This is a genomic window from Rhodoferax sp. ZS1R25, from assembly GCF_056521335.1.
Map to the genome: position 1 here is coordinate 266720 of NZ_JBWMAZ010000002.1, position 25174 is coordinate 291893.

28 protein-coding genes are annotated in these 25174 nt (G+C 60.2%); 15 read left to right on the plus strand and 13 right to left on the minus strand.

Features of this window, described 5'->3' with window-relative positions; genetic code table 11:
• Nucleotides 1-8 precede the first annotated feature (8 nt).
• From rbfA to AC097R_RS12135, 5 genes are all read left to right on the plus strand, one after another.
• The gene (rbfA, locus tag AC097R_RS12115) at nucleotides 9-380 is read left to right on the plus strand and encodes a 30S ribosome-binding factor RbfA (protein ID WP_479598356.1); all 372 of its coding nucleotides are present in this window, start codon (nucleotides 9-11) and stop codon (nucleotides 378-380) included.
• Between the two features lie 4 nt (nucleotides 381-384).
• On the plus strand, nucleotides 385-1386 hold the full coding sequence (truB, locus tag AC097R_RS12120; RefSeq protein ID WP_479598357.1) for a tRNA pseudouridine(55) synthase TruB: 1002 nt from the start codon (nucleotides 385-387) through the stop codon (nucleotides 1384-1386).
• Nucleotides 1387-1400: 14 nt separating this feature from the next.
• Nucleotides 1401-3224, plus strand: coding sequence for a translational GTPase TypA (typA, locus tag AC097R_RS12125; RefSeq protein ID WP_479598358.1), 1824 nt, complete (start codon nucleotides 1401-1403; stop codon nucleotides 3222-3224).
• A gap of 79 nt (nucleotides 3225-3303) precedes the next feature.
• Nucleotides 3304-4176 carry a DMT family transporter gene (locus AC097R_RS12130; RefSeq protein WP_479598359.1) on the plus strand — a complete coding sequence of 291 codons (873 nt, stop codon included), beginning with the start codon at nucleotides 3304-3306 and terminating at the stop codon, nucleotides 4174-4176.
• Nucleotides 4173-5285 (plus strand): enoyl-CoA hydratase/isomerase family protein, encoded by a 1113-nt coding sequence (locus AC097R_RS12135; RefSeq protein WP_479598360.1) that lies wholly within the window; start codon nucleotides 4173-4175, stop codon nucleotides 5283-5285. Before AC097R_RS12130 ends, AC097R_RS12135 begins: the two co-directional genes overlap by 4 nt.
• A gap of 9 nt (nucleotides 5286-5294) precedes the next feature.
• Here AC097R_RS12135 and AC097R_RS12140 read toward each other — a convergent pair whose 3' ends face one another.
• The 4 genes from AC097R_RS12140 to smpB all read right to left on the minus strand — a co-directional run bounded on the left by AC097R_RS12140 (nucleotide 5295) and on the right by smpB (nucleotide 7649).
• Nucleotides 5295-6116 (minus strand): anti-sigma factor family protein, encoded by an 822-nt coding sequence (locus AC097R_RS12140; protein ID WP_479598361.1) that lies wholly within the window; start codon nucleotides 6114-6116, stop codon nucleotides 5295-5297.
• Nucleotides 6117-6127: 11 nt separating this feature from the next.
• Nucleotides 6128-6667, minus strand: a complete 540-nt coding sequence (locus AC097R_RS12145; protein WP_479598362.1) for a sigma-70 family RNA polymerase sigma factor — start codon at nucleotides 6665-6667, stop codon at nucleotides 6128-6130.
• Nucleotides 6668-6676: 9 nt separating this feature from the next.
• Nucleotides 6677-7081, minus strand: coding sequence for a COG4315 family predicted lipoprotein (locus AC097R_RS12150; protein ID WP_479598363.1), 405 nt, complete (start codon nucleotides 7079-7081; stop codon nucleotides 6677-6679).
• Between the two features lie 94 nt (nucleotides 7082-7175).
• Entirely contained in the window at nucleotides 7176-7649 is a 474-nt protein-coding gene (gene smpB, locus AC097R_RS12155; RefSeq protein WP_479598364.1) for an SsrA-binding protein SmpB, read from the minus strand.
• Nucleotides 7650-7729: 80 nt separating this feature from the next.
• On the opposite strand from smpB, the gene AC097R_RS12160 reads away from it, so the two are divergent.
• Together AC097R_RS12160 and AC097R_RS12165 are read left to right on the plus strand one after the other, a co-directional pair.
• Nucleotides 7730-8173 carry a type II toxin-antitoxin system RatA family toxin gene (locus tag AC097R_RS12160; RefSeq protein WP_479598365.1) on the plus strand — a complete coding sequence of 148 codons (444 nt, stop codon included), beginning with the start codon at nucleotides 7730-7732 and terminating at the stop codon, nucleotides 8171-8173.
• Nucleotides 8163-8510: an RnfH family protein gene (locus AC097R_RS12165; protein WP_479598366.1), complete on the plus strand. Its 348-nt coding sequence runs from the start codon at nucleotides 8163-8165 to the stop codon at nucleotides 8508-8510. Before AC097R_RS12160 ends, AC097R_RS12165 begins: the two co-directional genes overlap by 11 nt.
• Nucleotides 8511-8517: 7 nt before the next feature.
• On the opposite strand, the gene AC097R_RS12170 is transcribed toward AC097R_RS12165, so the two are convergent.
• Complete coding sequence (locus AC097R_RS12170; RefSeq protein WP_479598367.1) at nucleotides 8518-9048, minus strand: DUF4124 domain-containing protein; 531 nt, start codon at nucleotides 9046-9048, stop codon at nucleotides 8518-8520.
• 74 nt (nucleotides 9049-9122) lie between these two features.
• Here AC097R_RS12170 and guaB point away from each other — a divergent pair, with 74 nt between their 5' ends.
• From guaB to AC097R_RS12195, 5 genes are all read left to right on the plus strand, one after another.
• Entirely contained in the window at nucleotides 9123-10592 is a 1470-nt protein-coding gene (guaB, locus tag AC097R_RS12175) for an IMP dehydrogenase (RefSeq protein ID WP_479598368.1), read from the plus strand.
• 14 nt (nucleotides 10593-10606) lie between these two features.
• Complete coding sequence (guaA, locus tag AC097R_RS12180) at nucleotides 10607-12217, plus strand: glutamine-hydrolyzing GMP synthase (RefSeq protein ID WP_479598369.1); 1611 nt, start codon at nucleotides 10607-10609, stop codon at nucleotides 12215-12217.
• A 135-nt stretch (nucleotides 12218-12352) separates the two neighbouring features.
• On the plus strand, nucleotides 12353-14134 hold the full coding sequence (locus AC097R_RS12185; RefSeq protein WP_479598370.1) for a putative bifunctional diguanylate cyclase/phosphodiesterase: 1782 nt from the start codon (nucleotides 12353-12355) through the stop codon (nucleotides 14132-14134).
• 14 nt (nucleotides 14135-14148) lie between these two features.
• On the plus strand, nucleotides 14149-15387 hold the full coding sequence (gene tadA, locus AC097R_RS12190; RefSeq protein WP_479598371.1) for a tRNA adenosine(34) deaminase TadA: 1239 nt from the start codon (nucleotides 14149-14151) through the stop codon (nucleotides 15385-15387).
• 10 nt (nucleotides 15388-15397) lie between these two features.
• Nucleotides 15398-16321: an LD-carboxypeptidase gene (locus AC097R_RS12195; RefSeq protein ID WP_479598372.1), complete on the plus strand. Its 924-nt coding sequence runs from the start codon at nucleotides 15398-15400 to the stop codon at nucleotides 16319-16321.
• Between the two features lie 21 nt (nucleotides 16322-16342).
• Here AC097R_RS12195 and AC097R_RS12200 read toward each other — a convergent pair whose 3' ends face one another.
• Nucleotides 16343-16651, minus strand: a complete 309-nt coding sequence (locus AC097R_RS12200; protein WP_479598373.1) for a hypothetical protein — start codon at nucleotides 16649-16651, stop codon at nucleotides 16343-16345.
• Between the two features lie 332 nt (nucleotides 16652-16983).
• On the opposite strand from AC097R_RS12200, the gene AC097R_RS12205 reads away from it, so the two are divergent.
• Entirely contained in the window at nucleotides 16984-17901 is a 918-nt protein-coding gene (locus AC097R_RS12205; protein ID WP_479598374.1) for an adenylate/guanylate cyclase domain-containing protein, read from the plus strand.
• 87 nt (nucleotides 17902-17988) lie between these two features.
• Here the strand turns inward: AC097R_RS12205 and AC097R_RS12210 are convergent, their stop codons facing one another.
• From AC097R_RS12210 to mltG, 6 genes are all read right to left on the minus strand, one after another.
• Nucleotides 17989-18648: an ankyrin repeat domain-containing protein gene (locus AC097R_RS12210; RefSeq protein WP_479598375.1), complete on the minus strand. Its 660-nt coding sequence runs from the start codon at nucleotides 18646-18648 to the stop codon at nucleotides 17989-17991.
• An 11-nt stretch (nucleotides 18649-18659) separates the two neighbouring features.
• Entirely contained in the window at nucleotides 18660-19448 is a 789-nt protein-coding gene (locus tag AC097R_RS12215) for a TatD family hydrolase (RefSeq protein ID WP_479598376.1), read from the minus strand.
• Between the two features lie 66 nt (nucleotides 19449-19514).
• Nucleotides 19515-19877: a PilZ domain-containing protein gene (locus AC097R_RS12220; RefSeq protein WP_310339106.1), complete on the minus strand. Its 363-nt coding sequence runs from the start codon at nucleotides 19875-19877 to the stop codon at nucleotides 19515-19517.
• Nucleotides 19878-19886: 9 nt separating this feature from the next.
• Entirely contained in the window at nucleotides 19887-20900 is a 1014-nt protein-coding gene (locus tag AC097R_RS12225) for a DNA polymerase III subunit delta' (RefSeq protein WP_479598377.1), read from the minus strand.
• On the minus strand, nucleotides 20897-21541 hold the full coding sequence (tmk, locus tag AC097R_RS12230) for a dTMP kinase (RefSeq protein WP_479598378.1): 645 nt from the start codon (nucleotides 21539-21541) through the stop codon (nucleotides 20897-20899). The genes AC097R_RS12225 and tmk overlap by 4 nt, the downstream gene beginning before the upstream one ends.
• A gap of 19 nt (nucleotides 21542-21560) precedes the next feature.
• On the minus strand, nucleotides 21561-22544 hold the full coding sequence (mltG, locus tag AC097R_RS12235; RefSeq protein WP_479598379.1) for an endolytic transglycosylase MltG: 984 nt from the start codon (nucleotides 22542-22544) through the stop codon (nucleotides 21561-21563).
• A gap of 47 nt (nucleotides 22545-22591) precedes the next feature.
• On the opposite strand from mltG, the gene ygfZ reads away from it, so the two are divergent.
• Complete coding sequence (ygfZ, locus tag AC097R_RS12240; RefSeq protein WP_479598380.1) at nucleotides 22592-23527, plus strand: CAF17-like 4Fe-4S cluster assembly/insertion protein YgfZ; 936 nt, start codon at nucleotides 22592-22594, stop codon at nucleotides 23525-23527.
• A 128-nt stretch (nucleotides 23528-23655) separates the two neighbouring features.
• Nucleotides 23656-24291, plus strand: coding sequence for a protein phosphatase CheZ (locus AC097R_RS12245; protein ID WP_479598381.1), 636 nt, complete (start codon nucleotides 23656-23658; stop codon nucleotides 24289-24291).
• On the opposite strand, the gene AC097R_RS12250 is transcribed toward AC097R_RS12245, so the two are convergent.
• Nucleotides 24288-25151 (minus strand): YbgC/FadM family acyl-CoA thioesterase, encoded by an 864-nt coding sequence (locus AC097R_RS12250; protein WP_479599545.1) that lies wholly within the window; start codon nucleotides 25149-25151, stop codon nucleotides 24288-24290. The two genes, AC097R_RS12245 and AC097R_RS12250, sit on opposite strands and share 4 nt — an antisense overlap.
• Between the last annotated feature and the right edge of the window lie 23 nt (nucleotides 25152-25174).

Sequence of the window (25174 nt, forward strand, 5' to 3'; positions counted from 1 at the left end):
AAGATCCCATGGTGCGCAAAAAGTCTTCTACCCCCAACCGCAGCTTTCAGGTGGCCGACCAGATCCAACGGGATCTGGCCGAGTTGATCGCACGTGAGCTCAAAGACCCGCGGGTGGGCATGGTGACCATTCAGGGCGTCGAAGTGACGCCGGACTATGCCCACGCCAAGGTGTTTTTCAGCTTGCTCAAAGGCGATCCGGTGGAAACCGGTGAGGGCCTGAACCAGGCAGCGGGCTTTCTGCGCGCGGGCCTCTTCAAGCGCTTGCACATCCACACGGTGCCGACCTTGCACTTCATCTTTGACCAGACCACCGAGCGGGCGGCCGACATGAACGCGCTGATTGCGCGTGCTGTGTCTTCGCGCGCCAAAGAGGACTGAAACCATGAACGCGCCACGTGCACGGGTTGCCAGGCGCCCCGTGCATGGGGTGCTGTTGTTGGACAAGCCGATCGGCCTGTCCAGCAACCAGGCCTTGCAGAAAGCCAAATGGCTGCTGCGGGCGGAGAAAGCGGGCCATACCGGCACGCTGGATCCGTTGGCTACGGGTGTGTTGCCGCTGTGTTTTGGCGCGGCGACCAAGTTCAGTCAGATGCACCTCGATGCCGACAAGGCCTACGAGACGGTGGTGCGCCTGGGGGTGAAAACCAGCACGGCGGATGCCGAAGGCGACGTGATCAGTGAGCGGCCGGTGTCGGTGACATCCGCGCAACTGGACGCCGTGGTGCAGCGGTTCACCGGGCCGATTGCCCAGGTGCCACCCATGCACAGTGCCTTGAAGAAAGATGGCAAGGCCTTGTACGAGTACGCCAGGGCCGGGATTGAGGTTGAGCGCGCCGCGCGCCATGTGACGATTTATGCACTAAAAGTGCTGGAAGCCCGCGTAGAAACTGTGCAGCCTGCTATCAAAATGGTAGTGGATTGCAGCAAGGGAACCTACATCCGCACGCTGGGCGAGGATATTGGCGAAGCCCTGGGCTGCGGTGCCCACCTCAGCGCGCTGCGTCGGGTGCGCACCGGCGGGTTCAGCGAGGGCCAGTGCATCACACTGGAGGCGCTGGAGGCCATGAGCGAAACCGAGCGGCTGGCCTGCCTGTTGCCGGTGGATGCGTTGCTGCCAGAGCATGTGCTTGTCACACTGGACAGCGAAAATGCGGCACGATTTTTGAGTGGAATGCGCAGGCGAGGCCCTTGGCCCGATGCGGACCATGTGGCGGTGTATGCGGCAAGCCCTCGGGCTTTGCTGGGCACTGCCCACGTGAAGGCGGGTGAGTTGATTCCGGTGCGGTTGCTAAGCCCGCAGGAAATCAGCGAATCCCAGGCCCAACAAGTGGCCATGGAACAGAGTTTGAAACCAGTGAATGAAACCTTGGCCCTTGGGGCGTAAGCAGAAAGTGAACCATGAGTAAACAAATCCGTAACATCGCCATCATCGCCCACGTCGATCATGGCAAGACCACCATGGTCGACCAACTGCTGCGCCAGTCTGGCACCTTTGCCGAACACGAAAAAGTGGTCGACACCGTGATGGACAACAACGCCATTGAAAAAGAACGCGGTATCACGATTCTGGCCAAGAACTGTGCCGTGACCTGGGAAGGCACCCACATCAACATCGTCGACACCCCTGGACACGCGGACTTCGGCGGTGAAGTGGAACGTGCCCTGTCCATGGTGGACGGTGTGGTGCTGCTGATCGACGCGCAAGAAGGCCCCATGCCCCAAACCCGCTTCGTGACCAAGAAGGCTTTGGCCCTGGGTCTGAAGCCGATTCTGGTGGTGAACAAGGTGGACAAGCCCGGTGCGCGTCCCCAGCACGTGGTGAATGCCGCTTTCGACCTGTTCGACAAGCTGGGCGCCACCGACGAGCAGCTGGACTTCCCCGTGGTGTACGCCTCGGGTATCAACGGCTGGACCTCATTGGAAGAAGGCGAACCCGGTGAACAGTGGGGCCCCGACATGTCGGCCCTGTTCAACACCGTGCTCAAGCACGTGCCTTCGCAAAAGGGTGACCCCGAAGCACCCCTGCAGCTGCAAATTTCCGCCCTTGATTTCTCCACCTTCGTGGGCCGTATCGGCGTAGGCCGTATCAGCCAAGGCACCATCAAGCCCAACATGGACGTGGTGGTGATGGAAGGGCCAGACGGCAAGTCCGTCAAGGGCCGTATCAACCAGGTGCTGACCTTCCAGGGTCTGGACCGCGTGCAGGCACTCGAAGCCGGCCCCGGCGAAATCGTGCTGATCAACGGCATTGGCGACATCGGTATCGGCGTGACGGTGACCGACCCGCTGAACCCCGCACCCCTGCCCATGCTCAAGGTGGACGAGCCCACCCTGACCATGAACTTCTGCGTGAACACCAGTCCACTGGCTGGCCGCGAAGGTAAGTACGTGACCAGCCGCCAGATCTGGGACCGTCTGCAAAAAGAACTGCAACACAACGTGGCGCTGCGCGTCAACGAAACGGACGAAGAAGGTATCTTCGAAGTGCTGGGCCGCGGCGAACTGCACCTGACCATCTTGCTGGAAAACATGCGCCGCGAAGGCTATGAAATGGCCGTGTCCAAGCCCCGCGTGATGTTCCGCGAGATCAACGGCGAGAAGCACGAACCTATCGAGCTGGTGACGGCTGACGTGGAAGAGCAGCACCAGGGCGGCGTGATGCAAGCCCTGGGCGAGCGCAAGGGTGAGCTGGTGAACATGGAGCCGGACGGCCGTGGACGTGTCCGCCTGGAATACCGCATTCCAGCCCGTGGCCTGATCGGTTTTTCCAACGAATTCCTGAACTTGACCCGCGGTTCCGGCCTGATCTCCAACATCTTTGACAGCTACGAGCCGCACAAGGGTGACATCGGTGGTCGTAAAAATGGTGTGCTGATTTCCATGGACGCGGGTGAAATTTTCACCTACGCCCTGGGCAAGCTGGACGACCGCGGCCGTATGTTCGTGAAGCCGAACGACCCCGTGTACGAAGGCATGATTGTGGGTATCCACAGCCGTGACAACGATCTGGTGGTGAACGCCACACGTACCAAGCAGCTGACCAACTTCCGCGTGTCCGGCAAGGAAGACGCGATCAAGATCACGCCGCCGATTGAATGCACGCTGGAATACGGTGTGGAATTCATTGAGGACGACGAGCTGGTCGAAATCACGCCCAAGTCGATCCGTCTGCGCAAGCGCCACCTGTCCGAAAGCGACCGCAAGCGCGCTGGCCGCTCCTGATGGCTTGCGGGACGGCGCTTGCGCGTCGTCCTTGTCGGTTCGTGACTGGGGCCATGTGCCCCAGTTCTATTTGTTGCTTATGAAACTCACCCACAACCGCGCGGTGTTCCTGATGGTGGCGGTGACCCTGCTGTGGTCTACCGCCGGCGTTGTCACGCGCCATCTGGAATTTGCCCGCAGCTTTGAAGTCACCTTCTGGCGGGCGTTCTTTACCGTGCTCAGCCTGATGGTGATCCTGCCGTTCGCACGCGGGCGGGATGTGTTTTACAAAATTCGCCATGCAGGCCTGCCGTTCTGGCTGTCCGGCCTGTGTTGGAGTGTGATGTTCACGGCCTTCATGGTGGCGCTCACGCTCACCAGCGTGGGCAATGTGCTGGTCACCATGTCGTTAGGGCCATTGCTCACCGCGTTGATTGCACGCATCGTCATTGGCCACCGGGTGCCGCTGCGCACCTGGGTTGCGATCGTGGTGGCCGGTATGGGCATCGTCTACATGTATGCGTCCCAGCTCGACTCGGTGACCTTGTTGGGCACCCTGGTTGCACTGTGTGTGCCGATCGCCGGCGCCACCAACTGGACCGTGACCCAGCATTCGCACGACCAGGGCCACGATGTGGACCTGATGCCCGCCGTCTGGGTCGGTGCCGTCATCTCTACCGTGGTGACGCTGCCGCTGGCTTTTCCGCTGCAGGCCAGCGCGCACGACGTGGCCTTGCTGGGCTTTCTGGGGGTGTTCCAGCTGGCCGTGCCTTGCGTACTGAGCGTGCGCTGTGCCCAGATTCTCAAAGCCCCCGAAATTTCCCTGCTGCAGCTGCTGGAAGTGATCTTTGGCATTCTGCTGGCCTGGCTGGGGGCGAACGAAGTGCCCAGCAGTTCGGTACTGTGGGGTGGGGCGCTGGTGATTGGTGCCCTGGTGGTGAATGAAGTGATTGGATGGAGAGAACGCGCATGACAGCCCAGATTCCCTTTGAAGATGTACGCACCGAAATCCGTGGTCAGGTGGGTTTCATCACCCTGAACCGCGCCAAGGCACTCAATGCCCTGAGCCTGGGCATGGTGCGCAGCCTGACGGCCACGCTGCAGGCCTGGAAGGAGGATGCCGGCGTGAAGGCGGTAGCGATCCGCGGCAGCACCAAGGCCGGTGTGTTTGGTGGCTTTTGTGCCGGTGGTGATATCCGCTTTTTCCACCAGGCCGCGCTGGCTGGCAACCCGGCTTTGGATGACTTCTTCACCGAGGAGTACGCGCTCAACCACATGATCCACCATTACCCCAAGCCCTACATCGCGTTCATGGACGGCATCGTCATGGGCGGCGGCATGGGAATCAGCCAGGGTGCGTCGCATCGCCTGGTGACCGAGCACACCAAGATGGCCATGCCGGAGACGAACATCGGTTTGTTCCCCGACGTGGGTGGGGGCTATTTCCTGAGCCGCTGTCCGGGTCGCGCGGGCGAGTGGCTGGCGCTGACCGGCGATGTCATTGATGGCCCTATGGCCCTGGCTCTGGGCCTGGCGGATCACGTGGTCGAATCTGCGCGCTTGCCAGAAGCTTGGGACGCGCTGGCGGTCCTGGATTGGACGGGTACTGCACCGCTGGAGGCCTGGATTGCTATGTTTTCAGGAGCTACTCGCGCAGATTCCACGGGGGCTACAGGCCAAATTGACCAGTTTTTTGCACTGGAAACCGTACCCGCCATCGTGCAGGCTCTGGAAGCCGACAGCAGCGAATGGGCGCAGCACACGGCTGCCACCTTGCGCAAACGTTCGCCCCTGATGCTGCACGTGGTGCTGGAGCAAGTGCGGCGCGCACGCGGCATGACGCTGGCCGACGACTTGCACATGGAGCGCGACATGGTGCGCCATTGCTTCTTCACGCAGCACCTGGGTCGATCCGGCGCTGCGAGCGAAACCGTGGAGGGCATACGCGCCCTGGCGGTGGACAAGGACCACACTCCGCGCTGGAACCCGATGGGTATTGAAGAGGTGACCATCGACATGGTGGCGCCTTTCTTTGTCAGTCCCTGGCCGGCACACGCCCACCCTTTGCGCGATCTGACCTAACGCTGCCGCCTAGAGCTGCTGGTACACCACCTGGGCCAGCTGCATCAACCGATCCCGCGGCACCGGGCCGGTGAGGGCATAGCCAAAGCCCTGGGCCACCCAGTAGAAGCTGGAGATGGGGCCTTCATTGGCAAAGCGAAATGCCGATTCTTGCGTATTTACGCCAGCGCCATCCCCCTGCACCGCGCCCAGGTACAGCGTGAGCCGTTCGCCCGCTGTGTTCTGGAACATGAACTGGGCTCTCACCGCGGTTGCTCCGGCGTCGCCTGGCAGCAGGCGACCTCCCACTAGTTCAAAACCCTGGCCCGTCAAATCAGGTACCTTCAGCGGGCGACCCAGGCGTTTAGATAGCCATTTCACCAAATGTTCCTGCTCGGCGCTGCCCACTTCCACCGGATGACGCACCTCAGGGGCGTAGACCGCGTGAGCCAGGCTGGCCTGGCGCACAAAGTCGGCGGTGGGTTTGCGCTGGGCGAGCTGCGCCTGAAGCTCGGTCTTGCGCCACTGCGCGTGTCCGAACCAGCCCACGGCAAACGACAACAACACACTGGCCGCCAGGCCGCCCCAGCGCCATGGCGCAGGCCGTTGGAGGCCTGCGCCTGTTCCCAAAGCCGCTTGGGTCAGGTGTGCGGGCGGGGCTTCGCGCAGCACTTTGGCATGCAGGCCCTTCAGCAAGGTGCGCTGCAGGCGCCACCGCGCCACAGTGGCCTGGGCCTCGGGGGCTTGTGCCAATAGCGCCTCTACCGCTAACCGTTGGACCGCATCCAGGCGCCCATCGACCAGCGCATGCAGCGTGTCTTCGGACAAGGTGGAGGAGGGCGGGGTAGTCATATCGGATTCCATCAGCGAACGGGGCGCAGGTTCAGCACGTCTGCCCCCGTGTACGGCGCAACCGCATTCGTGGCGGGGGCGTCCAGCAGGGCCTGCAGCCGGGCACGTCCACGCGACAGGCGCGACATCACGGTACCCACCGGTGTGCCGGTGATGCGGGCCACGTCGGCATAGTCCATGTCTTCCAGCGCGACCAGCAACAGCACGCAGCGTTGTTCTTCGGGCAGTTGCATCAGGCACCGCTGCAGGTCCACCGCAGTGTCCACGCCAGAGTAGGGCGCTGGTACGCTGTGCAAGGCTTCCTCGGCGTCCACCAGCGGCGCGGCCTGCTGCTGGCGCACTACGCGGCGGATGTCATTGGCGTGGATGTTGTGCATCAGCGTAAACAGCCAGGCCCGCAGGTCGGTGCCCAGCAGCCAGAGCCGCCATTTGGAGCAGGCGCGCTCCAGCGTGTCCTGCACTAGATCGTCCGCCGCCCAGGCATTGCCCGTCAGCGCACGCGCATAGCGACGCAGCCCGGGAATGTGCAACACGAGGGCGGAGCGGTCCATGCCAGGCGCTTAGTACGCGGAAGACGAGCCGGCGGCCTTTTGCGTCTTGACGGTGTGCCACACGTTCATGAAGCCGTCACCCGTGGTATCGCCCGCCTTGGTGTCCTTGATCCAGAAATACAGCGGTTTGCCCTGGAAAGCCCATTGTTTCTTGCCGTCGTCACGCGTCACCACGGTGAAGTCGCCCTGGGCCTTGTCAGTCTCGGCGGCCATCAGTGGGGGCCAATTGGTGGCACAGGGGCCGTTGCAAACCGATTTGCCGCTGCCGGCGGCGTCCTTGTCAAAGGTGTACAGCGTCATGCCGTTGGTGCCCGTCAGCAGGCCATTGGCGACTTTGGTGGGTGCAGGGTCGGCCATGGTGGCGCAGGCGCCCAGCAGAGCGGTGGCAAGGGTCAATGCAGCGATGAGTTTCATGGGGTGCTCCGGTAAAAGGGTTAGGCAAACGGTTGCTTGCTCCCCGGATAAACACCCGCGGGGCCGGGTTTATTCCCTGCCCCCGAAAAAATAGCTAGCGGTTGCGGTCTTTCATGGCGCGTTCCACCTCGCGCTTGCCTTCCCGGTCCTTGATGGTGTCGCGCTTGTCATGCTCGGCCTTGCCCTTGGCCAGCGCAATGTCGCATTTCACCTTGCCGCTTTTCCAGTGCAGATTGATAGGGACCAAGGTATAGCCCTTTTGCTCCACCTTGCCAATGAGGCGTTTGATCTCTGCCTTGTGCATCAGCAGCTTCTTCGTACGCACCTTGTCCGGGCTCACATGGCTGGAGGCGGTGTGCAGTGGGTTGATCTGCAGGCCGATGATGAACAACTCGCCATTGCGGACCACCACATAGCCATCGGTCAGCTGCACCTTGCCCTCGCGCAGGGACTTCACCTCCCAGCCTTCCAGCACCAGGCCCGCCTCAAAGCGCTCCTCAAAGAAGTAATTGAACGCGGCCTTTTTGTTATCGGCGATGCGGGTTGCGGTTTCAGGTTTTTTGGCCATTGCACTCAGATGGGGATGACAGACGGGAAAGAAAGAGACGCTGATGGGCTTGTCTACAATCCCGCGCAGACCGCCATTCTATGAAAACTGTTCACAAGTCCGTTCTAATCTGGTACAGCCCGCACGAGATGTATGCCCTGGTGACTGACGTCACCCACTATCCCGAGTTCCTTCCCTGGTGCGACCACGCCCACGTTTTGGAGCAGGACGCGAAGGGCATGACGGCAGAAGTGGGCATTTCGTTTGGCGGTATCCACCAGACCTTTACCACCCGCAACACCCATACCGAACCCAGCCGGGTGGGCATGCAGTTGGTCAAAGGGCCATTCTCCAAACTCGACGGCCAATGGAATTTCCACCCCCTGGGCGATGGTTCGCAGCGCGCCTGCAAGGTGGAGCTGTCGCTGAACTACGGTTTTGACAATGCCACATTGGGCAAGCTGGTCGGCCCAGTGTTCGACAAGATCGCGGCCAGCATGGTGGATGCCTTTGTGAAGCGTGCGCAGCAGGTGTATGGCGAATAGTCACTTGCTATCCATCACCGTGGTCTATTGCCCACGGCCACGGGAAGTGCGCGAGCAGGTGTTGCTGGTGGAGCCAGGGTGTACCGCTGGCTTGGCCGTCCAGCAGAGTGGCTTGTTGCACGACATCGCTCAGACCGAGGTGAATGGTTTGACGTTGGGAGTGTGGGGACGTCGCGTCAGCGGCAGCTCCGTTCTGCGCCAGGGCGATAGGGTGGAACTGTACCGCCCTTTGCTAGTGGACCCCAAAGTGGCACGCCGGGAGCGGTTTGCCAAGCAAGGGGCTAAGTCTGCCGGGCTGTTTGCCAAACGCCGGGCAGGCGCCAAGGCCGGTTACTGAAGCCTGTTTACCGGCAGTCCGCGTCGATGATGCCCTGAATGCGCTTGGCTTCAGCGGCGCGGGCCGCGTCGTCCATGACCTCACGTTCACCAGCGGCATTGGTGCGCGAAACGCGAACTCCGGAGTCAAACGTCGTCTTGGCCTGCTTGGCACGTGCGCAGTTTTCGATTTTGGCTTTGGTAATGCGGTCTTCTTCTGCCTTCTTTTTGGCCGCCTCTGCATCAGCCGCCTGCTTCTTCTTGGCTTCCAGTTCCTTGTCCACGCCTACGCCCTTGGCGGCGCTGGCTGGCAGTGCTGGCGCAGGAGGCGCACCCGTCGCGGTAGGGGTGGCAGGATCTTCAGCGCTCGCCACCGGCGCCGCGGGAGCGACACGTTGTCCCGCAGGGCGTTTCAAAATATTTTTATCAGGAATATCCGCACCGGGCGCACGGTCACTGAAGACCTTGCGTCCGTCCTTGTCCAGCCATTGCCATTGGGCCCAAGCGCCTGCGGCAGAGAAGGCCAAAACGACTGCCAAGAATGCGTGAAACGGTTTCATAAGAGCAAGTGTAGCGCGCGGGCCGCGGCAAGGCCAAATTGACGCGGGTACAATCTGATTTTTGGAGCTTTGACATGCGCCTTCTCGGCAAAGCGCTGACCTTCGACGATGTGTTGTTGGTGCCAGCGTTCTCCCAAGTCCTTCCCAAGGACACCAGCCTCGCCACCCGTTTTTCCCGCAACATCGCACTGAACCTGCCGCTCGTTTCTGCGGCGATGGACACTGTGACCGAAGCCCGTTTGGCCATCGCCATCGCGCAAGAGGGCGGGATGGGGATTGTTCACAAAAACCTGACTGCTGCGGAGCAAGCTGCGCAAGTGCTGAAGGTCAAGCGGTACGAGTCAGGCCTGCTGCGTGACCCCGTCGTCATTACGCCGGAGACCACCGTGCGCCAGGTGATTGCGTTGTCCGAGCAGCTCGGCGTATCCGGTTTTCCGGTGTGCGACGGCGGCAAAGTGGTTGGCATCGTGACGGGCCGCGACCTGCGGTTTGAAACCCGTTATGACCAGACCGTACGTGAAATCATGACGCCCCGCGAGCGCCTGATCACCGTCCCTGATGGCACCACTCCAGAAGCCGCCAAGGCCTTGCTGAACAAGCACAAATTGGAACGCCTGCTGGTGGTCAATGACGCTTTTGAGCTTAAGGGACTGATCACCGTCAAAGACATTACCAAACAACTCAACTTCCCCAATGCTGCCCGCGATGCGACAGGCCGTTTGCGCGTAGGTGCCGCGGTAGGCGTCGGTGAGGGCACCGAGGCCCGTGTAGAAGCCCTGGTGGCTGCCGGCGTGGACGCCATCGTGGTGGACACGGCCCACGGCCACAGCAAGGGTGTGATTGACCGCGTGCGCTGGGTCAAGCAAAACTTTCCCCAGGTGGACGTGGTGGGCGGCAACATCGCCACGGGTGCTGCAGCTTTGGCATTGGTTGAAGCGGGCGCTGACGCTGTCAAGGTCGGCATTGGCCCTGGTTCCATCTGCACTACACGTATCGTGGCTGGCGTAGGTGTTCCCCAGATCATGGCCGTAGACAGCGTAGCGACTGCTTTGCGCGGCACCGGTGTACCGCTGATTGCCGACGGTGGTATCCGCTACAGCGGTGACATCGCCAAAGCCATTGCGGCAGGCGCGGGCACCGTGATGATGGGTGGCATGTTTGCTGGCACCGAAGAAGCGCCGGGCGAAGTGATTCTGTACCAGGGCCGCAGCTACAAGAGCTACCGCGGCATGGGCAGCATCGGCGCCATGCAACAAGGTAGCGCAGACCGCTACTTCCAGGAGTCCAGCACGGGCAACCCGAATGCGGACAAGCTGGTGCCCGAAGGTATTGAAGGTCGGGTGCCCTACAAGGGCTCCATGGTCTCCATCGTGTTCCAAATGGCAGGCGGCATTCGCGCCAGCATGGGCTACTGCGGCTGCGCCACCATCGAAGACATGCAGAACAAGGCAGAGTTTGTGGAAATCACGACGGCGGGTATTCGTGAAAGCCACGTCCATGACGTGCAAATCACCAAAGAAGCCCCCAACTACCGCGCTGATTGACCGGACTCCCGCCCATGCACCAGAAAATTCTCATTCTTGATTTCGGTTCCCAGGTCACCCAACTGATCGCACGCCGGGTGCGTGAAGCCCACGTGTTTTGTGAAGTCCACCCCTGCGATGTCAGCGACGAATGGATTCGCGCCTATGCGGCCGATGGCAACCTAAAGGGCGTCATCCTGTCCGGCAGCCATGCCAGCGTGACAGAAGACACGACCGACCGCGCGCCCCAGGCGGTGTTCGATCTGGGCCTGCCGGTGCTGGGCATTTGTTACGGTATGCAGACCATGGCGCAACAACTGGGCGGCAAGGTGGAAACCGGCCATACCCGCGAATTCGGCTTTGCTGCCGTTCGCGCACGTGGTCACACTGCACTGCTGAAAGACATTGCCGACTTCACCACGCCGGAAGGCGAGGGCATGCTGAACGTGTGGATGAGCCACGGCGACAAGGTCACTGAATTGCCGCCCGGTTTCAAGCTCATGGCCAGCACCGATGGCTGCCCGATTGCCGGGATGGCCGACGAGGCTCGCAAGTTCTACGCAGTGCAGTTCCACCCCGAAGTCACCCACACCGTGCAAGGCCAGGCGCTGTTGAACCGTTTTGTGCTGGGCATTTGCGCCACCAAGCCCGACTGGGTGATGGGCGATTACATCAGCGAAGCTGTTGCGCATATCCGCGAGCAAGTCGGTGACGAAGAAGTGATCCTGGGTCTGTCAGGCGGCGTCGATTCCTCCGTGGCTGCGGCCCTGATCCACCGCGCGATTGGCGACCAGCTGACCTGCGTGTTCGTCGACCATGGCTTGTTGCGCCTGAACGAAGGTGACATGGTGATGGACATGTTCGTCGGCAAGCTGCACGCGAAGGTGACCCGTGCCGATGCTTCTGATCTGTTCCTCGGCAAACTGGCTGGTGTCAGCGACCCTGAAGCCAAGCGCAAGATCATCGGCGGCGAGTTCGTTACCGTGTTCAAGCAAGAGGCTGCGAAGCTGAAGGGCGAGGGCGCCAAGGGCGCGAAATGGCTGGCCCAGGGCACGATTTACCCCGATGTGATCGAGTCGGGCGGCGCCAAGAGCAAGAAGGCTGTCACCATCAAGAGCCACCACAACGTCGGCGGCTTGCCGGCCGAGCTGGGCCTGAAGCTGCTGGAGCCGTTGCGCGAACTGTTCAAGGACGAAGTGCGTGAACTCGGCGTGGCCTTGGGCTTGCCATACAACATGGTGTATCGCCATCCGTTTCCCGGCCCCGGCCTGGGTGTGCGGATTCTAGGCGAAGTCAAAAAAGAATACGCCGACCTGCTGCGCCGTGCCGACGCGATCTTCATTGAAGAGCTGCACAACTTTAAGGACGAAGCCACCGGTAAGACTTGGTACCAGCTGACCAGCCAGGCTTTCACCGTGTTTCTGCCGGTGAAGAGCGTGGGTGTGATGGGCGATGGCCGCACCTACGACTACGTGGTGGCCTTGCGCGCGGTGCAAACCAGCGACTTCATGACCGCCGACTGGGCCGAGCTGCCCTACGCGCTGCTGAAGAAGGTGTCGGGCCGCATCATCAACGAAGTGCGCGGCATTAACCGCGTCACCTACGACGTAAGCAGCAAGCCACCGGCGACGATTGAGTGGGAATGAGCCCGTGTTATTCATCCCTCTAGCTTGAGGGTAATCCCGAGTGTGGATCTTTTTTCAATGCTTTGGGATTAAAAAATGAAGTCAGCGCCCTCTGTGGCGCTGACTTTTTATGGAAGCTTGGTGCACAATGTTTCTATGAATACCGAGAATCTGCTGGGCCTCCACACAGACTCCGACTCCCTTCATTTTTTGGAGGATGAGGTCGTTGACGGTGGTGTGAAAGAGGCAGTCTGGCGTTTGTTGGTTGTTGACGATGAGCCCGATGTGCACCGGGCGACGACGTTCGCGTTGGCGGGCGTCAAGATCCTTGGTCGTCCCCTGCAGTTTCTCCATGCCTACTCGGCGGCCGAAGCAACGAAGATTTTGCACACCGAACGGGACGTAGCCGTGGTGCTGCTGGATGTGGTGATGGAGCGCGAAGACGCAGGTTTGGCCTTGGTCAAAACCATCCGCCAAGAGCTCAAACTTACCGAGTTGCGCATCATCTTGCGCACGGGCCAGCCCGGCTATGCCCCTGAAATCGAGACCATCCACGATTTCGACATCAACGACTACAAAACCAAGTCGGAGCTGACCAGAACAAAGCTTTACGCGACCGTGACCGCCGCATTGCGGGCCTACGAGCAGATCCGTAAATTGGATGAGTTGGCTTTTTACGACCGCCTGTCCTGCCTGCCCAACCGCAACAAGTTTATAGACCTCAGCGACACGCGTTTGGCATCGGGCGGCTGTTCGGACGATGTCATCGCGATTCTGGATATTGACGATTTCTCCGAGATCAACGACGCCTTGGGCCATCAGCAGGGCGATCGCCTATTGCAGGCGGTAGCCGACCGTCTCAAAGCGGAGCTGGGTTCCGAAGTTGTTTTGGCGCGTATTGGCAGCGATACCTTTGGCCTGATGGGCGGCACGCAAATGGTGAACCCGCTGCGGGTGCTGGCCATGTTTCGCGAACCCTTCCTCGTGCAGGATGACTCCATGGTCGTTACTGCGACCATGGGACTGACCAACCATCTGTCAGAAGGTGTTTCCGGGCGAGACGCGCTGAAGGACGCCAACATCGCGCTTAAGCGGGCGAAAAAAAGTCGCCGCGGTAGCTTTGTCATGTTTTCCTCAGAAATGGGCTCGGACATCCGCGAGCGCGTGCGACTGCTGCAAAGCTTGCGCAGCGCAGTGGAGAGCGAACGCTTGTTCATTGTCTACCAGCCGCAAATTAACTTGAATAGTGGCAAAGTTGTGGGCATGGAGGCCTTGATCCGGTGGCGCAACGAGGACGGTACGTTTGTACCTCCCGACCGGTTCATTCCATTGGCCGAAGCCTCGGGCATGATCGTGGCGATTGGCGATTGGGTGCTGCGCATGGCCTGCCACGAGCTGGTGCGCCTACAGGCATTGGGGCTTGCGGATCTGAGGATGTCTGTGAACGTTTCGCAGATCCAATTCCGCCACCCCGAGTTTTTGGACAAACTGAATGCTGCCTTGCTGGACACCGGCATCAGTCCCCGTTGTCTGGAGTTGGAAATCACCGAGTCGGTTGCCATGGAGGATGCAGACTTCATGCTGGAGACCTTGCATTTGGTGCGAGAGCTGGGGATCTCCATTGCCATTGACGACTTCGGTACCGGGTATTCCTCGCTGAGCCAACTTCGCCAGTTGCCCATTGATCGATTAAAAATTGATCGCGCATTTGTTTCTGAAATTCAGGATGGCGCGTCCGGTGGCCACATCGCGTCCATGGTGATTGAGTTGGGTCGGAATCTGAACCTGACGGTGATTGCCGAAGGGATTGAAGACGAAAAACAGGCGCAGCGGCTGCGTGAGCTCGGTTGCCATGAAGGCCAAGGCTATCTGTATGCCCGACCCATGACGCCCCCACTTCTCAAGGAGTGGCTGCAGGCGCGAGACCATCCCCCTTGATCGAGGAGGATTTGTTGGCCAATGACCTCCACTTTATGCGGATGGCCATTGAACAAGCACAACATGCCGGTGCCGCCGGTGAAGTGCCGGTGGGAGCTGTCGTGGTGAAGGATGGCGTGGTGCTGGGAGTGGGGCGCAACGCGCCTATTGGCACCCATGACCCCTCTGCCCACGCTGAAATTGTGGCACTGCGCACTGCAGCCGCTGCGCAAGGCAATTACCGACTCGATGGGTGTGATTTGTATGTGACCCTGGAGCCCTGCGCTATGTGCGCTGGCGCGATGTTGCATGCACGGATACGGCGAGTGGTGTTTGGCGCCACAGACCCCAAAACTGGTGCTGCTGGTTCGGTGGTCAACTTGTTTGCAAACCACGATTTGAACCACCATGCTCGTGCAGAAGGCGGCGTACTGGCATCTTCTTGTGCGGCATTGCTGCATGACTTCTTTGCGCAAAAGCGTGCTGAGAAAGTGCGTTTGGCATCTCCGTTAAGAGACGATGCGCTGCGGACCCCGGATCGATACTTTGACAGTCTACCCAACTACCCTTGGGCTCCGCACTATGTCAGTGACCTGCCCGTGTTGGGTGGCTTGAGAATGCATTACTTGGATGAGGGGCCCCCCAGTTCCAACCGCACCATTCTTTGCCTGCACGGGTATCCGACGTGGAGTTTTTTGTTTCGAAAAATGGTGCCGAGTTTGGTGGCCGCGGGCTACCGCGTCATTGCGCCGGACTTGGTTGGCTTCGGAAGAAGTGATAAACCCAAGAAACCGGAATTTCATACCATGGCGTTTCACCGAGATTCGCTGTTGGCGTTGATTCAGTCATTGGACTTGCGCGGTGTTGTCGTCGTGGGGCAGGGCGAGGGGAGCGATTTGGCCATAGTGTTGGCACAGGCATCGCCTGACCGTATTGCTGGCGTTGTACCCCTTGAGTCCTCGAAGAAAAGCCCTACATCTCCCGGTGCGCCCAAGCGGCCGCCACACGCGGGCGCCGTGGTCGCCGAGCAAGTACCTCACCTCAGCGAAGCGGAACGCTCGGCGTACCAAGCGCCGTTTGTCGATGCTGGATATTGCGCCGCCCTCAAGGCCTTGTATCCCGGTTCGAAAACCGCTTGGCCCAGAGCGCCCGATCTGCCTACCACGCATCGTTCCGCGGCCCTAAAGGTTTCCTCGTCGGCCCAGGTGGGAGATTTTCTGCCTGAGGCGGGTGATGAGGTTGTTCAGAAGTTATTGGCCCATATTCAAGCCTGATAATCTCTTTGTGAAAAAGCGAATTTATATTTACTCTCCGTCCGGCGCTGTCCGTGACAAGGCGGCTTTTAAACGTGGCGTGAAGCGTCTGCACACCTTGGGCTACGACGTGGACGTGGACAACGATGCATTGTCCAGCTCTGCCCGATTTGCCGGTGACGACACTACGCGCCTTGCAGCCATCCATCGTGCAGCAGCCAGCGGCGCCGACATCGCTCTGATCTCGCGTGGCGGCTATGGCCTGACCCGAATTTTGCCGGGCATACGTTACAAAACAGTGGCCAAGGCCATTGAACGTGGAACCCAGTTTGTCGGAATCAGTGACTTCACTGCATTTCAACTGGCGTTGTTGGCCAAGACCGGCGCGGAGACTTGGGCGGGGCCCGCGCTGTGTGAAGGGTTTGGTGTGGGCGGTGAGCCCGACCTAGTGCCCGACGACATCATGGAAGATTGCTTCCATGATCTGGTATCAGGGCAGGGAGAGGGCACCGGCTGGCGCCAGGACAAAGCGCTTGGAGGCGTAGAGGCTTTGAATGTGCACGAGGCCATTGTGTGGGGTGGCAATCTCACGGTGCTGGCCTCTATGTTGGGCACGCCGTTTTTTCCGGAGATCAAGGGCGGCATCCTGTTTTTGGAAGATATTGGCGAACACCCTTACCGCATCGAGCGCACCCTGACCCAGCTATTGAACGCTGGTGTTGTCGGTCGGCAGAAGGCCATAGTCTTAGGTCAATTTACAGGCTATAAGCTCACGCCGCACGACCGGGGCTACAAGCTTCAATCCGTGGTGGATTGGTTGCGAAGCCAAACCAAGGTGCCGGTATTGACCAATTTGCCCTACGGCCATGTTCAGACCAAAGTGCTTTTGCCCGTGGGCAAAAAAGCTGATTTGGTGGTGGAAGGCCGCGACGCGCTGTTGTTCTGGGGGCATTGATGCCCAAACATCGGGGGGCGCTTAGTGTTCCAGGGGACTCAGGCGAGACGTTAATCCACGGGGTAACAAGCCAGAAAACATGGTGCTGATGGAGGCAAGCGCTCGGCGTGCCTCCAGCTCACCATCCAGATCGGCAACCGCCGCCATCACGTCGCCGCGAAGGTACCAGAGGTCCTGCACGTCATCCGCATAGGTGACCCGCAGTTGAATCACTGGATAGGCCCGTGCACCGCGCTCACCCAACACATGCAACATCGCCTCACGAATTTCCGTGAGTGAAACTGCCTGCTTCCTTGGGCCGCTAGTGCTAGCCTTGATGAGGCTGTTCATTAAATTTGATGGAGTCCAACGCATATCTTTATTTTTGAGTTACTCGCCAGCTACCTTAAGCAAAGGCAATGCCATCCACAATAGGGACAGACTCGCGTTTTGCGGCAGATACAACAGGGGGCCAATGGGAATGGCTTTCTCAAAGTGAAATGTTGACAGCGTGGCATGTCGACTTTGTGACAGCTTAGTTGGCTTTCTAGATGGTGAAGACTCCTATTTGAGCGGCGAAGTCGGGCTATTTCCTGTTCTATGGGGATGTCTGACTTTGTTCATTCTCAATATGCCCGCTATGCCCTAAACTCAGGCACCACAAAGAACCGGAACAATTGGGAATGGGTGTTCAAGCGACCGTTGTATTCACAGACTTGCATGGCAGCACGGCTGTGTTTGAGGCATTGGGCAACGCCCGTGCCACGGAAACCGTTACCCAAATCACCACTTGGATCACCCAGCAATGCACACGGCATGGCGGGCGTCTGATCAAGACACTCGGCGATGGTGTGATGGTTATTTTTTCAGATAACCAAAGTGCGGTGGCCGCAGCCGTGGAAATTCAACGACTGCACCACAAACGGACCATGCGCCTGCCTACGGACATTCGTTTGCCTATTCGCATTGGGCTGTCCACCGGTGAGGTGGAAATGGTGGCTGGGGATTGTTATGGTGATGCCGTCAACGTGGCCGCCCGCTTGTGCGATCTGTGCGGCCCCCATCAGATCTGGGCTGCGGCGAGCACACTAGATACAGTGAGTGAGGTGCGTGGCACCAACTTTCGCATGCTGGGCCCCATCCATATCCGCGGCCGAGCCGAGCCTTGCAATGTGCACCAGATCGAGTGGCGCGAGGAAGAGCCCTCAGACTTCCTCACCATGCAAGCCCAACTGGATCCAGTCGATCTTCTCAATGCGCCTGATGCCTTGGGTCGCGAGGTGGAATTGCAGTGGATGGATGTCAAGAAGACGTTCAAGTCGTTTGAGCTGCCTGCACATATCGGGCGCGTCAAGAACGTAGAGTTTGTAGTGAATGACCCCCGCGTTTCACGTACGCACGCCCGCCTGGAATGGCGCAACGGCAGCGTGATCCTGGTGGACGTCAGCAGCTACGGCAGCTGGGTGCGCTTTTCTGATGCTGGTGGTGCTGACGTGTTGCTACGGCGCGAGGAATGCGTCCTGCATGGCAAAGGCGAGTTGGCGTTGGGAGCCTCGTTTGCAGATGCCAGTGTGCCCACGGTGTCATTTACAGTGCGCTAAAGGTTTTTCTCTGTCGATATATTTATTAACATAATATACATCGTATGAAGTAAATATGACATTACAGTGCCAGAGCTGCACACGTGTTTACCAGCTGCCCTTGGCCCGTCTTGCCCTGATAAAGGCTGCAAGAATCTCCACAGACTCTGCTTTCTTCACCCGGTTGGCAAAGTCGATTGCCGTCAGGCCGATGCCGTTCTTCAGTGTCGGATCCGCTCCGGCTTCCAATAGCATCTTGACCGCCGAGGCGTTTCCGTACATGGCCGCCATCATGAGCGGCGTCGATCCATTGGGCGACGCGGCGTCTATATAGGCATGGTTGTCCAGCAGCAGCTGCATGATCTCGATATGGCTGTTGGTTGCGGCGTAATGCAATGGTGCCCAGCCGGGTTTGTTGACGTCGGCATCACGCTCGATCAGCTTGGCGCACAGCTCGGTGTAACCACGTAGCGCTGCCAGCATCAATGGACTCTCATCTTGGGGAGTTCGTACCTCCACCTCAAGGTCCGGGTGGTCCAGCAGGACGGCGGCCACCTTGGGTGATGGCTCCTGCAAGGCGATCAACAACCCCGGCACGCCTTTGGGGTTCACGGTGTTGGGATCAAAACCTCGGGCCAGCAGCTTGGTGACACCCTCTGCATTGTCCCGAACAATGGCTTGGAAAAAGTCTTCATAGGAGCCTGCGTGAGATACAGAAAATCCAATAAAAACAAATAGATAAAGCCCTAACTTAAACAAATACTTCATATGTGTTGGCCTCATGTGGGTTTGAACAAGGTCGTGAAATTGGCACTGGAAATCTGGGCCATTTCTTCCACGGGGCAGCCCTTGATCTCGGCCAACTGTTTGGCCACATATGGCACGTAGGATGGGTTATTGGTCTTGCCGCGGTACGGCACAGGCGCCAGATAGGGGCTGTCGGTTTCTATCAAGAGGCGGTCCATGGGGACCATGGCAGCCACATCGCGGATGTCCTGGGCACTTTTGAAAGTGAGGATGCCGGAGAAAGAAATGTAGAAACCCTGGTCCAATGCGGCCTGCGCGACCGCCTGGTCTTCGGTGAAGCAGTGAAAAACACCGCCGGCGCTGCCTGTACTTCCATCTTCACCCTCTTCCCGCAAAATGGCCAAGGTGTCCTCAGACGCACTGCGGGTGTGGATGACCAGGGGCTTGTGAAGCTGGCGGGCGGCACGGATATGCACCCGAAAACGTTCGCGCTGCCATTCCATGTCAGCCACGGTGCGCTCGCCCAAGCGGTAATAGTCCAAGCCGGTTTCACCAATGGCTACCACTTTGGGCAAGGCACCCAATCGCAGCAAATCATCCAAGGAGGGCTCCGTCACACCTTCGTTATCTGGGTGTACGCCTGCGCTGGCCCATATGTGGGCGTTGTCCATGGCCATGCGGTGTACGTCGCCAAACTCCTCCAGCGTGGTGCAAATGCACAAGGCGCGGTCCACTTGGGCTGCGGCCATGGCGTCGCGGATGGCCGGCCAAGAGGCGGCCAAGTCTGGGTAAGTCAGGTGGCAGTGAGAGTCGGTGAACATGGTGAAGTATCCATCATGGCCGCCGCAGGGGCGTGAGCCAAGGGCAACTGTGCAAGCGCCTCAGCGCTAGACCGTTTGCGTGGGACGCTCGGATGCCATGTGGGCACCCAGAATTTCTTCGATCTTGAGCTTGAGCGCGTGTGACTTTTCGTCTTTGGGAAACAGGATGCCAACGCCTTGTGTGCGGCCACCAGAGGCTTTGGGTGGGGTGACCCACGCCACTTTGCCAGCCACGGGGTAACGCTGCACGTCATCAGGCAACGACAGCAGCACATACACGTCGTCGCCCAAAGCGTATTCCCGGGTGGTGGGAATGAACACGCCGCCCTCGGTGAACATGGGGATGTAGGCCGCATACAGCGCCGCCTTCTCCTTGATCGAAAGCTGGATGACGCTGGGGCGGGCGGTGGCGGAAGGTGTAGCGCTCATGGTGGTGTACTAATGGCCCGAGTTTAGAGTGGTTTGGGCTTGTCCGACAAGCGCTTCCAGCATGAGCCCGGCATTGAAGGGGTGGTCCATGGACCTCATGGCCTGTGACAAGGCCTTGCTCCAGGCCGCCAACGCGGCGGCAGACGCACTCAAACCTGTGATTTCTTTGATTGGGAAAAAGCGCGGCGTCGCCCCAGCTTGCACCGCCATCAGGTCGTGGCAAAGCTTGTGCTGGGCGTCAATCACCTGGGGTGCTGTCCATTCCTTGACCGCAAAGACATCACCGCGCGCCATGGCTTTGGGAAACGCCGCCCAGTTGCCAGGGTCCCGACCCGACTGGGCAAACAGCAGCGCATCTTCGGGCCGGCCACCGGTGGCCTGCAGCAAACCATCGACCTGGTTGGCGGGGATATCCATGCTGCGCAACCAGGCCTCGGCCTGCTCAGTATCCGGCCAGACCATGGTGTGGCCAATGCATCGGCTGCGGATGGTGGGCAGCAACTGGTGGGCAGACTCGCTGGCCAGCAAAAATTTCACATCACCGGCCGGTTCTTCCAGTGTCTTAAGCAAAGCATTCGCGGTGATGGTGTTCATGTTTTCCGCAGGGAACACCACAACCACTTTGCCGCGGCCCCGGGCACTGGTGCGCTGGGCAAACTCCACGGCGTCGCGCATGGCGTCGACCCGGATTTCCTTGCTGGCCTTGCGTTTCTTGTCGTCAATCTCGCTCTGCGCCTTTTCGCTCAGGGGCCATCCGAGCTCCAGCATGGTGGTCTCGGGCATCAGCATGCAGAGGTCGGCATGGGTGCGCACGTCAATGGCGTGGCAACTGCCGCATTGGCCGCAGGCACCGGCGGGCGTGGCATGTTCGCATAACCACGCCCGGGCCAGCGCCAGCGCCAGGCTGTATTGGCCCAAACCCGAGGGGCCCTGCAGTAGCCAGGCATGGCCGCGTTGTGCCAGCAACAACGTGGTTTGCGCCTGGATCCAGGGGGCGGCCACCGTGGGCAGTGTTTCGGTCATGCGTGCAAGTGCCCTGCCAGGCGCAAGGCCGCCTGCACATCGCGCCACACCGCGTCTGGTGTTTGGTGGGCGTTGATGCGGGCAAAGCGTTGCGGGTCTTCGGCCTGGCGACGGGCGTAACCGGCCGCCACGTTTTCGAAAAAGGCGATGGGCTGGGATTCGAACTTGTCAGGAATGCGGGCTCCGGCCAGGCGCGTGGCTGCCACCGATGGCGGTAAGTCAAACCACACGGTCACATCGGGTTTGACCAAGGCTTGGTCTGGGCCCAAGCCTGATCCCTGCACCCATTGCTCCAGCACTTGCAGCACTTGCCAGTCAAAACCACGCCCACCACCTTGGTAGGCAAAAGTGGCATCGGAAAACCGGTCGCACAGCACCACATCGCCGCGCGCCAAAGCGGGAACAATCACCTGCTGTACGTGGTCGCGCCGGGCCGCAAACACCAGCAAGGCTTCGGTCATGGCGTCCATGCTGTCATTGAGCACCATCTGGCGCAGCCGCTCGGCCAGCGGCGTGCCGCCGGGCTCCCGCGTCAGGGTGACCACCCTGCCCTGCGCCTGGAATGCCTTGGCTGTGGCGTCGATATGGGTGGATTTTCCCGCCCCGTCGATGCCTTCAAAACTGATGAAAAGTCCGCTCATGCCGTCCCTGAGTGTGCGTTCATTGGCCGCGCTGGTATTTGTCGACCGCCCTATTGTGCTCGTCCAGTGAGTTGCTGAACTGGCTGGTGCCATCGCCCCGCGCCACAAAGTACAAGGCCTTGCTGGGAGCCGGTTGCACGGCCGCCAACAAGGCTGCCTTGCCGGGCATGGAGATGGGTGTGGGAGGCAGGCCGGTCCGGGTGTAAGTGTTGTAAGGGGTGTCGTTCTGCAGATCGACACGTCGCAAATTGCCGTCAAAGGCATCGCCCAGGCCGTAGATGACGGTGGGGTCGGTCTGCAGGCGCATGCCAATGACCAGGCGGTTGTTGAACACGGCAGAGATCAGGGCCTGGTCGCTGGCTTTGCCGGTTTCTTTTTCCACGATGCTGGCCAGTACCAGGGCTTGGTCTGGTGTCTGCAGCGGCGATTTGGGATTGCGCTGCGACCAGGCCGCATCCAGCTTTTTGTCCATGGCATGCAGGGCCCGCAGCAGTACCGCCAGGTCACCGGAGCCTTTGGAATAGGTATAGGTATCGGGGAAGAACCGGCCCTCAGGGTGGACACCGGGACGGCCCAACTGCTCCATGATCTCGGCAGGGCTCAGAGACCCGCTATTGGGTTTGAGCTGGTCTGCCTTGCGCAGGGCCTCGCGCACCTGCTTGAAGGTCCAACCTTCCACCAGGGTCACGCTGCGCAGGGCTTCATCGCCCTGCACCAGCTTTTGCAACAGGCTGCGTGGCGTGGTGCCAGCAGGCAGCTCGTAGCTGCCTGCTTTGATGTTGCGTGCCTTGCCCGAGAGACGAAACCACCAATACAGCAAGACTGGCTGAACCCGCACGCCGGCCTGGGCCACATCCACCGCCACTTCGCGGGCGCTGGAGCCGGGCTCAATGGACAGGTCGACCGAGGTCCCGGGAATGTCCAGCGGCGACTGGACCCAAGCGTATCCCGCCCCCAACAGCCCCAGTACGGCGACGCACACCACAACAATGAAAAAGCGCACAGCCCTACTTCCCGTCAGTCATAAGAGGGGGAATGATAATTCAGCCCATGAACACCGAGACCCTTCCCGCCGCCTCTTTGCCCACCCTGCATGGCGTGGCCCGCCTGGACCACCTGGGCGTGATCCAGATCGAAGGCGAAGACGCCGCCAAATTCATCCATGGCCAGCTCACGCATGACTTTGCCTTGCTCGACCTGAACAGTGCTAGGCTGGCTGCGTTCTGCTCCGCCAAGGGCCGCATGCAGGCCAGTTTCATTGGCTTCAAGCGCCCTGGCGGAGACATCTTGCTGGTGTGCAGCAAGGACCTGCTGGCGCCCACGCTCAAGCGTCTGTCCATGTTTGTCATGCGCGCCAAGGCCCGCCTGAGCGATGCCAGTGAGCGCTTTGTCCTCTACGGTCTGGCCGGAAATGCTATCAAAGATATAGCTGCTGGCGCAGGTTCCATGTGGGCTAAGGCCGACTTTGGCACGGAAGCGGTGGTCAACCTCTACCCGGCGGACGGCACCTCCCGCCAGCTCTGGGTGGCGCCGGTGGACGCCCCAGCCCCGCAGGGCGATGCCCTGGCGCTGGACACCTGGCTCTGGAGCGAGGTACGCAGCGGTGTGGCTACCCTCAGCCAGCCTGTATTTGAAGCCTTTGTGCCGCAAATGCTGAACTACGAGTCCGTGGGCGGGGTGAGTTTCAAGAAAGGCTGCTACCCCGGCCAAGAGGTCGTGGCCCGCAGCCAGTTCCGCGGCACGCTCAAGCGCCGTGCGTTTGTAGTGCAGGCCAGTGGTCCCGTGGCCGCAGGGCAAGAAATCTTTGCGCCCGGAGATGACGAACAGCCCGTGGGCACCGTGGTCCAGGCCGCGCCTTCCCCTCAGGGTGAGGTGCATGCCATCGTGTCCTTGCAGCTGTCTGCCATCCAGGCAGGCGGACTGCATGCGGGCGCGGTGGATTTGCAGGTGCTGCCCCTGCCCTATCCTTTGCTGGAAGACATTTGAAGAGAGGCGGAGCATAGGCCTCAGATATTTGCGGCGTGACCGTTGCCAGGGCTCTAGGTGGACTCATAATTGAGACGCCGTAACATGCCGTAACACGTGTACAAGCCGGGAAGGAATTGGATCAGCTTATGTCAACGCCGCTATCAAAAGAAGACGCTTTTGCCCGTTTGGGGGCCATCACGCGCGAGATGCACGAAGCCTTGGCGGTGATTGGCGGCAGCCAGTTGCACGACGTAGTCCAAGAGATTCCCAACGCCCGTGACCGGCTGGCCCATGTAGGAAAAATGACCGAAGACGCGGCCAACAAGGTGCTGACCCTGGTCGAAACCGCCAAACCTGCATGCGACGACCTGGCCACCCGCGGTGTGGAACTGAGCGAATCCCTCGCTCGACTGGCCGCGGCGCCCGACATGACGGTGGAGAAAGCCCGTGGACTGATGGTGGTGTGCGGCAAGTTTGCGCAAAGTACCGCCAAGTTTGCCGATGGCCAGGGGGCCGTACTCAGCGACATCATGATGTCGCAGGACTTTCAGGATTTGTCGGGGCAGGTGATCAAAAAGGTCATCGACATCATCACCCGCACCGAGATGCAGATGGTGCAGCTGCTGATCGACAGCTCGCCCGAGGGGACCGTTGCCGTGGCCAAGCCGGAAAGCAACGAACCGGTAACCGTGGACAACCATGTGCTGGAAGGTCCGCAAACCGCAGAAAACGCCCTCAAGCAGGACGATGTGGACGACTTGCTGGCGTCTTTGGGCTTCTAGGCGCTCAGCGACAGCGCCATTTCCTGGTGGGCAATGCCCGCTTCAGTGAATACGTCCCCCCGTCGCGCAAAGCCTTCAGGTAGATAGAAGCCCTCGGCACTGCACTGCGCGTGCAGCATGATCTCGGTGTCACCCCGCTGGCGCGCGGCCTGTACCAAGGCGCGCAGTACCAGCAGGCCCAGGCCCCCTCCCCGCAGCATCTGGTGCGTGGCCATGCGGCCTATGCGCGCCACGCCGGGCGCTTGCACCACCATGCGGCCACTGGCCACCACTTGGCCCAAGGCGTTGTGCACCACCGCATGCACGGCGCCAGCATCGGCCTCATCCCACACCAGCACTTCTGAAATCGCCTGCTCATCGACGAACACCGCACGGCGCAGCGGGGTGATCTTTGTGCCCCAGTCTGCCCAATTGCCGACGGCGGTGTGCGTTACCGGTTGGCGCGCTTCAAACTGGGCAAACACCTGGCGCAAAGGATCCGGTACCGGGCGCGAGGTCTGGCTGGCGGGGTCGGCAAACACGTACAGCAGCTCGCCGGACACCAACAGCGTGTCGCCCCGGAAAATGCCGCCTTCAAACACCATGGACGAATTGCCCACCCGTGCGCAGCGCAGGCCGATGTGCAGCGTGTCGTCGTAGCGGGCCGAGGCGTGGTACTCCAGCGCGGACTTTTTGACATACATGTCGCCACCCAGCAGCACCATGCTCTCCTGGTACGGCAGAGCCAGAGCGCGCCAGTAGTCACCCATGGCCGTGTCCAGGTACATCAGGTAGTGGGCGTTGAAGACGATGTGCTGCATGTCCACCTCGGCCCAGCGCACGCGCAGGCGGTGAAAAAAACAGAAATCAGAACGTTGCAAGGTCATGCGGGTGTCTCTAAGTA

Bases quoted from the DNA above. Each gene is read 5' to 3' on its own strand.
- rbfA (WP_479598356.1), top strand. From the start codon at position 9: ATGGTGCGCAAAAAGTCTTCTACCCCCAACCGCAGCTTTCAGGTGGCC.
- truB (WP_479598357.1), top strand. From the start codon at position 385: ATGAACGCGCCACGTGCACGGGTTGCCAGGCGCCCCGTGCATGGGGTG.
- typA (WP_479598358.1), top strand. From the start codon at position 1,401: ATGAGTAAACAAATCCGTAACATCGCCATCATCGCCCACGTCGATCAT.
- AC097R_RS12130 (WP_479598359.1), top strand. From the start codon at position 3,304: ATGAAACTCACCCACAACCGCGCGGTGTTCCTGATGGTGGCGGTGACC.
- AC097R_RS12135 (WP_479598360.1), top strand. From the start codon at position 4,173: ATGACAGCCCAGATTCCCTTTGAAGATGTACGCACCGAAATCCGTGGT.
- AC097R_RS12140 (WP_479598361.1), bottom strand. From the start codon at position 6,116: ATGACTACCCCGCCCTCCTCCACCTTGTCCGAAGACACGCTGCATGCG.
- AC097R_RS12145 (WP_479598362.1), bottom strand. From the start codon at position 6,667: ATGGACCGCTCCGCCCTCGTGTTGCACATTCCCGGGCTGCGTCGCTAT.
- AC097R_RS12150 (WP_479598363.1), bottom strand. From the start codon at position 7,081: ATGAAACTCATCGCTGCATTGACCCTTGCCACCGCTCTGCTGGGCGCC.
- smpB (WP_479598364.1), bottom strand. From the start codon at position 7,649: ATGGCCAAAAAACCTGAAACCGCAACCCGCATCGCCGATAACAAAAAG.
- AC097R_RS12160 (WP_479598365.1), top strand. From the start codon at position 7,730: ATGAAAACTGTTCACAAGTCCGTTCTAATCTGGTACAGCCCGCACGAG.
- AC097R_RS12165 (WP_479598366.1), top strand. From the start codon at position 8,163: ATGGCGAATAGTCACTTGCTATCCATCACCGTGGTCTATTGCCCACGG.
- AC097R_RS12170 (WP_479598367.1), bottom strand. From the start codon at position 9,048: ATGAAACCGTTTCACGCATTCTTGGCAGTCGTTTTGGCCTTCTCTGCC.
- guaB (WP_479598368.1), top strand. From the start codon at position 9,123: ATGCGCCTTCTCGGCAAAGCGCTGACCTTCGACGATGTGTTGTTGGTG.
- guaA (WP_479598369.1), top strand. From the start codon at position 10,607: ATGCACCAGAAAATTCTCATTCTTGATTTCGGTTCCCAGGTCACCCAA.
- AC097R_RS12185 (WP_479598370.1), top strand. From the start codon at position 12,353: ATGAATACCGAGAATCTGCTGGGCCTCCACACAGACTCCGACTCCCTT.
- AC097R_RS12200 (WP_479598373.1), bottom strand. From the start codon at position 16,651: ATGAACAGCCTCATCAAGGCTAGCACTAGCGGCCCAAGGAAGCAGGCA.
- AC097R_RS12205 (WP_479598374.1), top strand. From the start codon at position 16,984: ATGGGTGTTCAAGCGACCGTTGTATTCACAGACTTGCATGGCAGCACG.
- AC097R_RS12210 (WP_479598375.1), bottom strand. From the start codon at position 18,648: ATGAAGTATTTGTTTAAGTTAGGGCTTTATCTATTTGTTTTTATTGGA.
- AC097R_RS12215 (WP_479598376.1), bottom strand. From the start codon at position 19,448: ATGTTCACCGACTCTCACTGCCACCTGACTTACCCAGACTTGGCCGCC.
- AC097R_RS12220 (WP_310339106.1), bottom strand. From the start codon at position 19,877: ATGAGCGCTACACCTTCCGCCACCGCCCGCCCCAGCGTCATCCAGCTT.
- AC097R_RS12225 (WP_479598377.1), bottom strand. From the start codon at position 20,900: ATGACCGAAACACTGCCCACGGTGGCCGCCCCCTGGATCCAGGCGCAA.
- tmk (WP_479598378.1), bottom strand. From the start codon at position 21,541: ATGAGCGGACTTTTCATCAGTTTTGAAGGCATCGACGGGGCGGGAAAA.
- ygfZ (WP_479598380.1), top strand. From the start codon at position 22,592: ATGAACACCGAGACCCTTCCCGCCGCCTCTTTGCCCACCCTGCATGGC.
- AC097R_RS12245 (WP_479598381.1), top strand. From the start codon at position 23,656: ATGTCAACGCCGCTATCAAAAGAAGACGCTTTTGCCCGTTTGGGGGCC.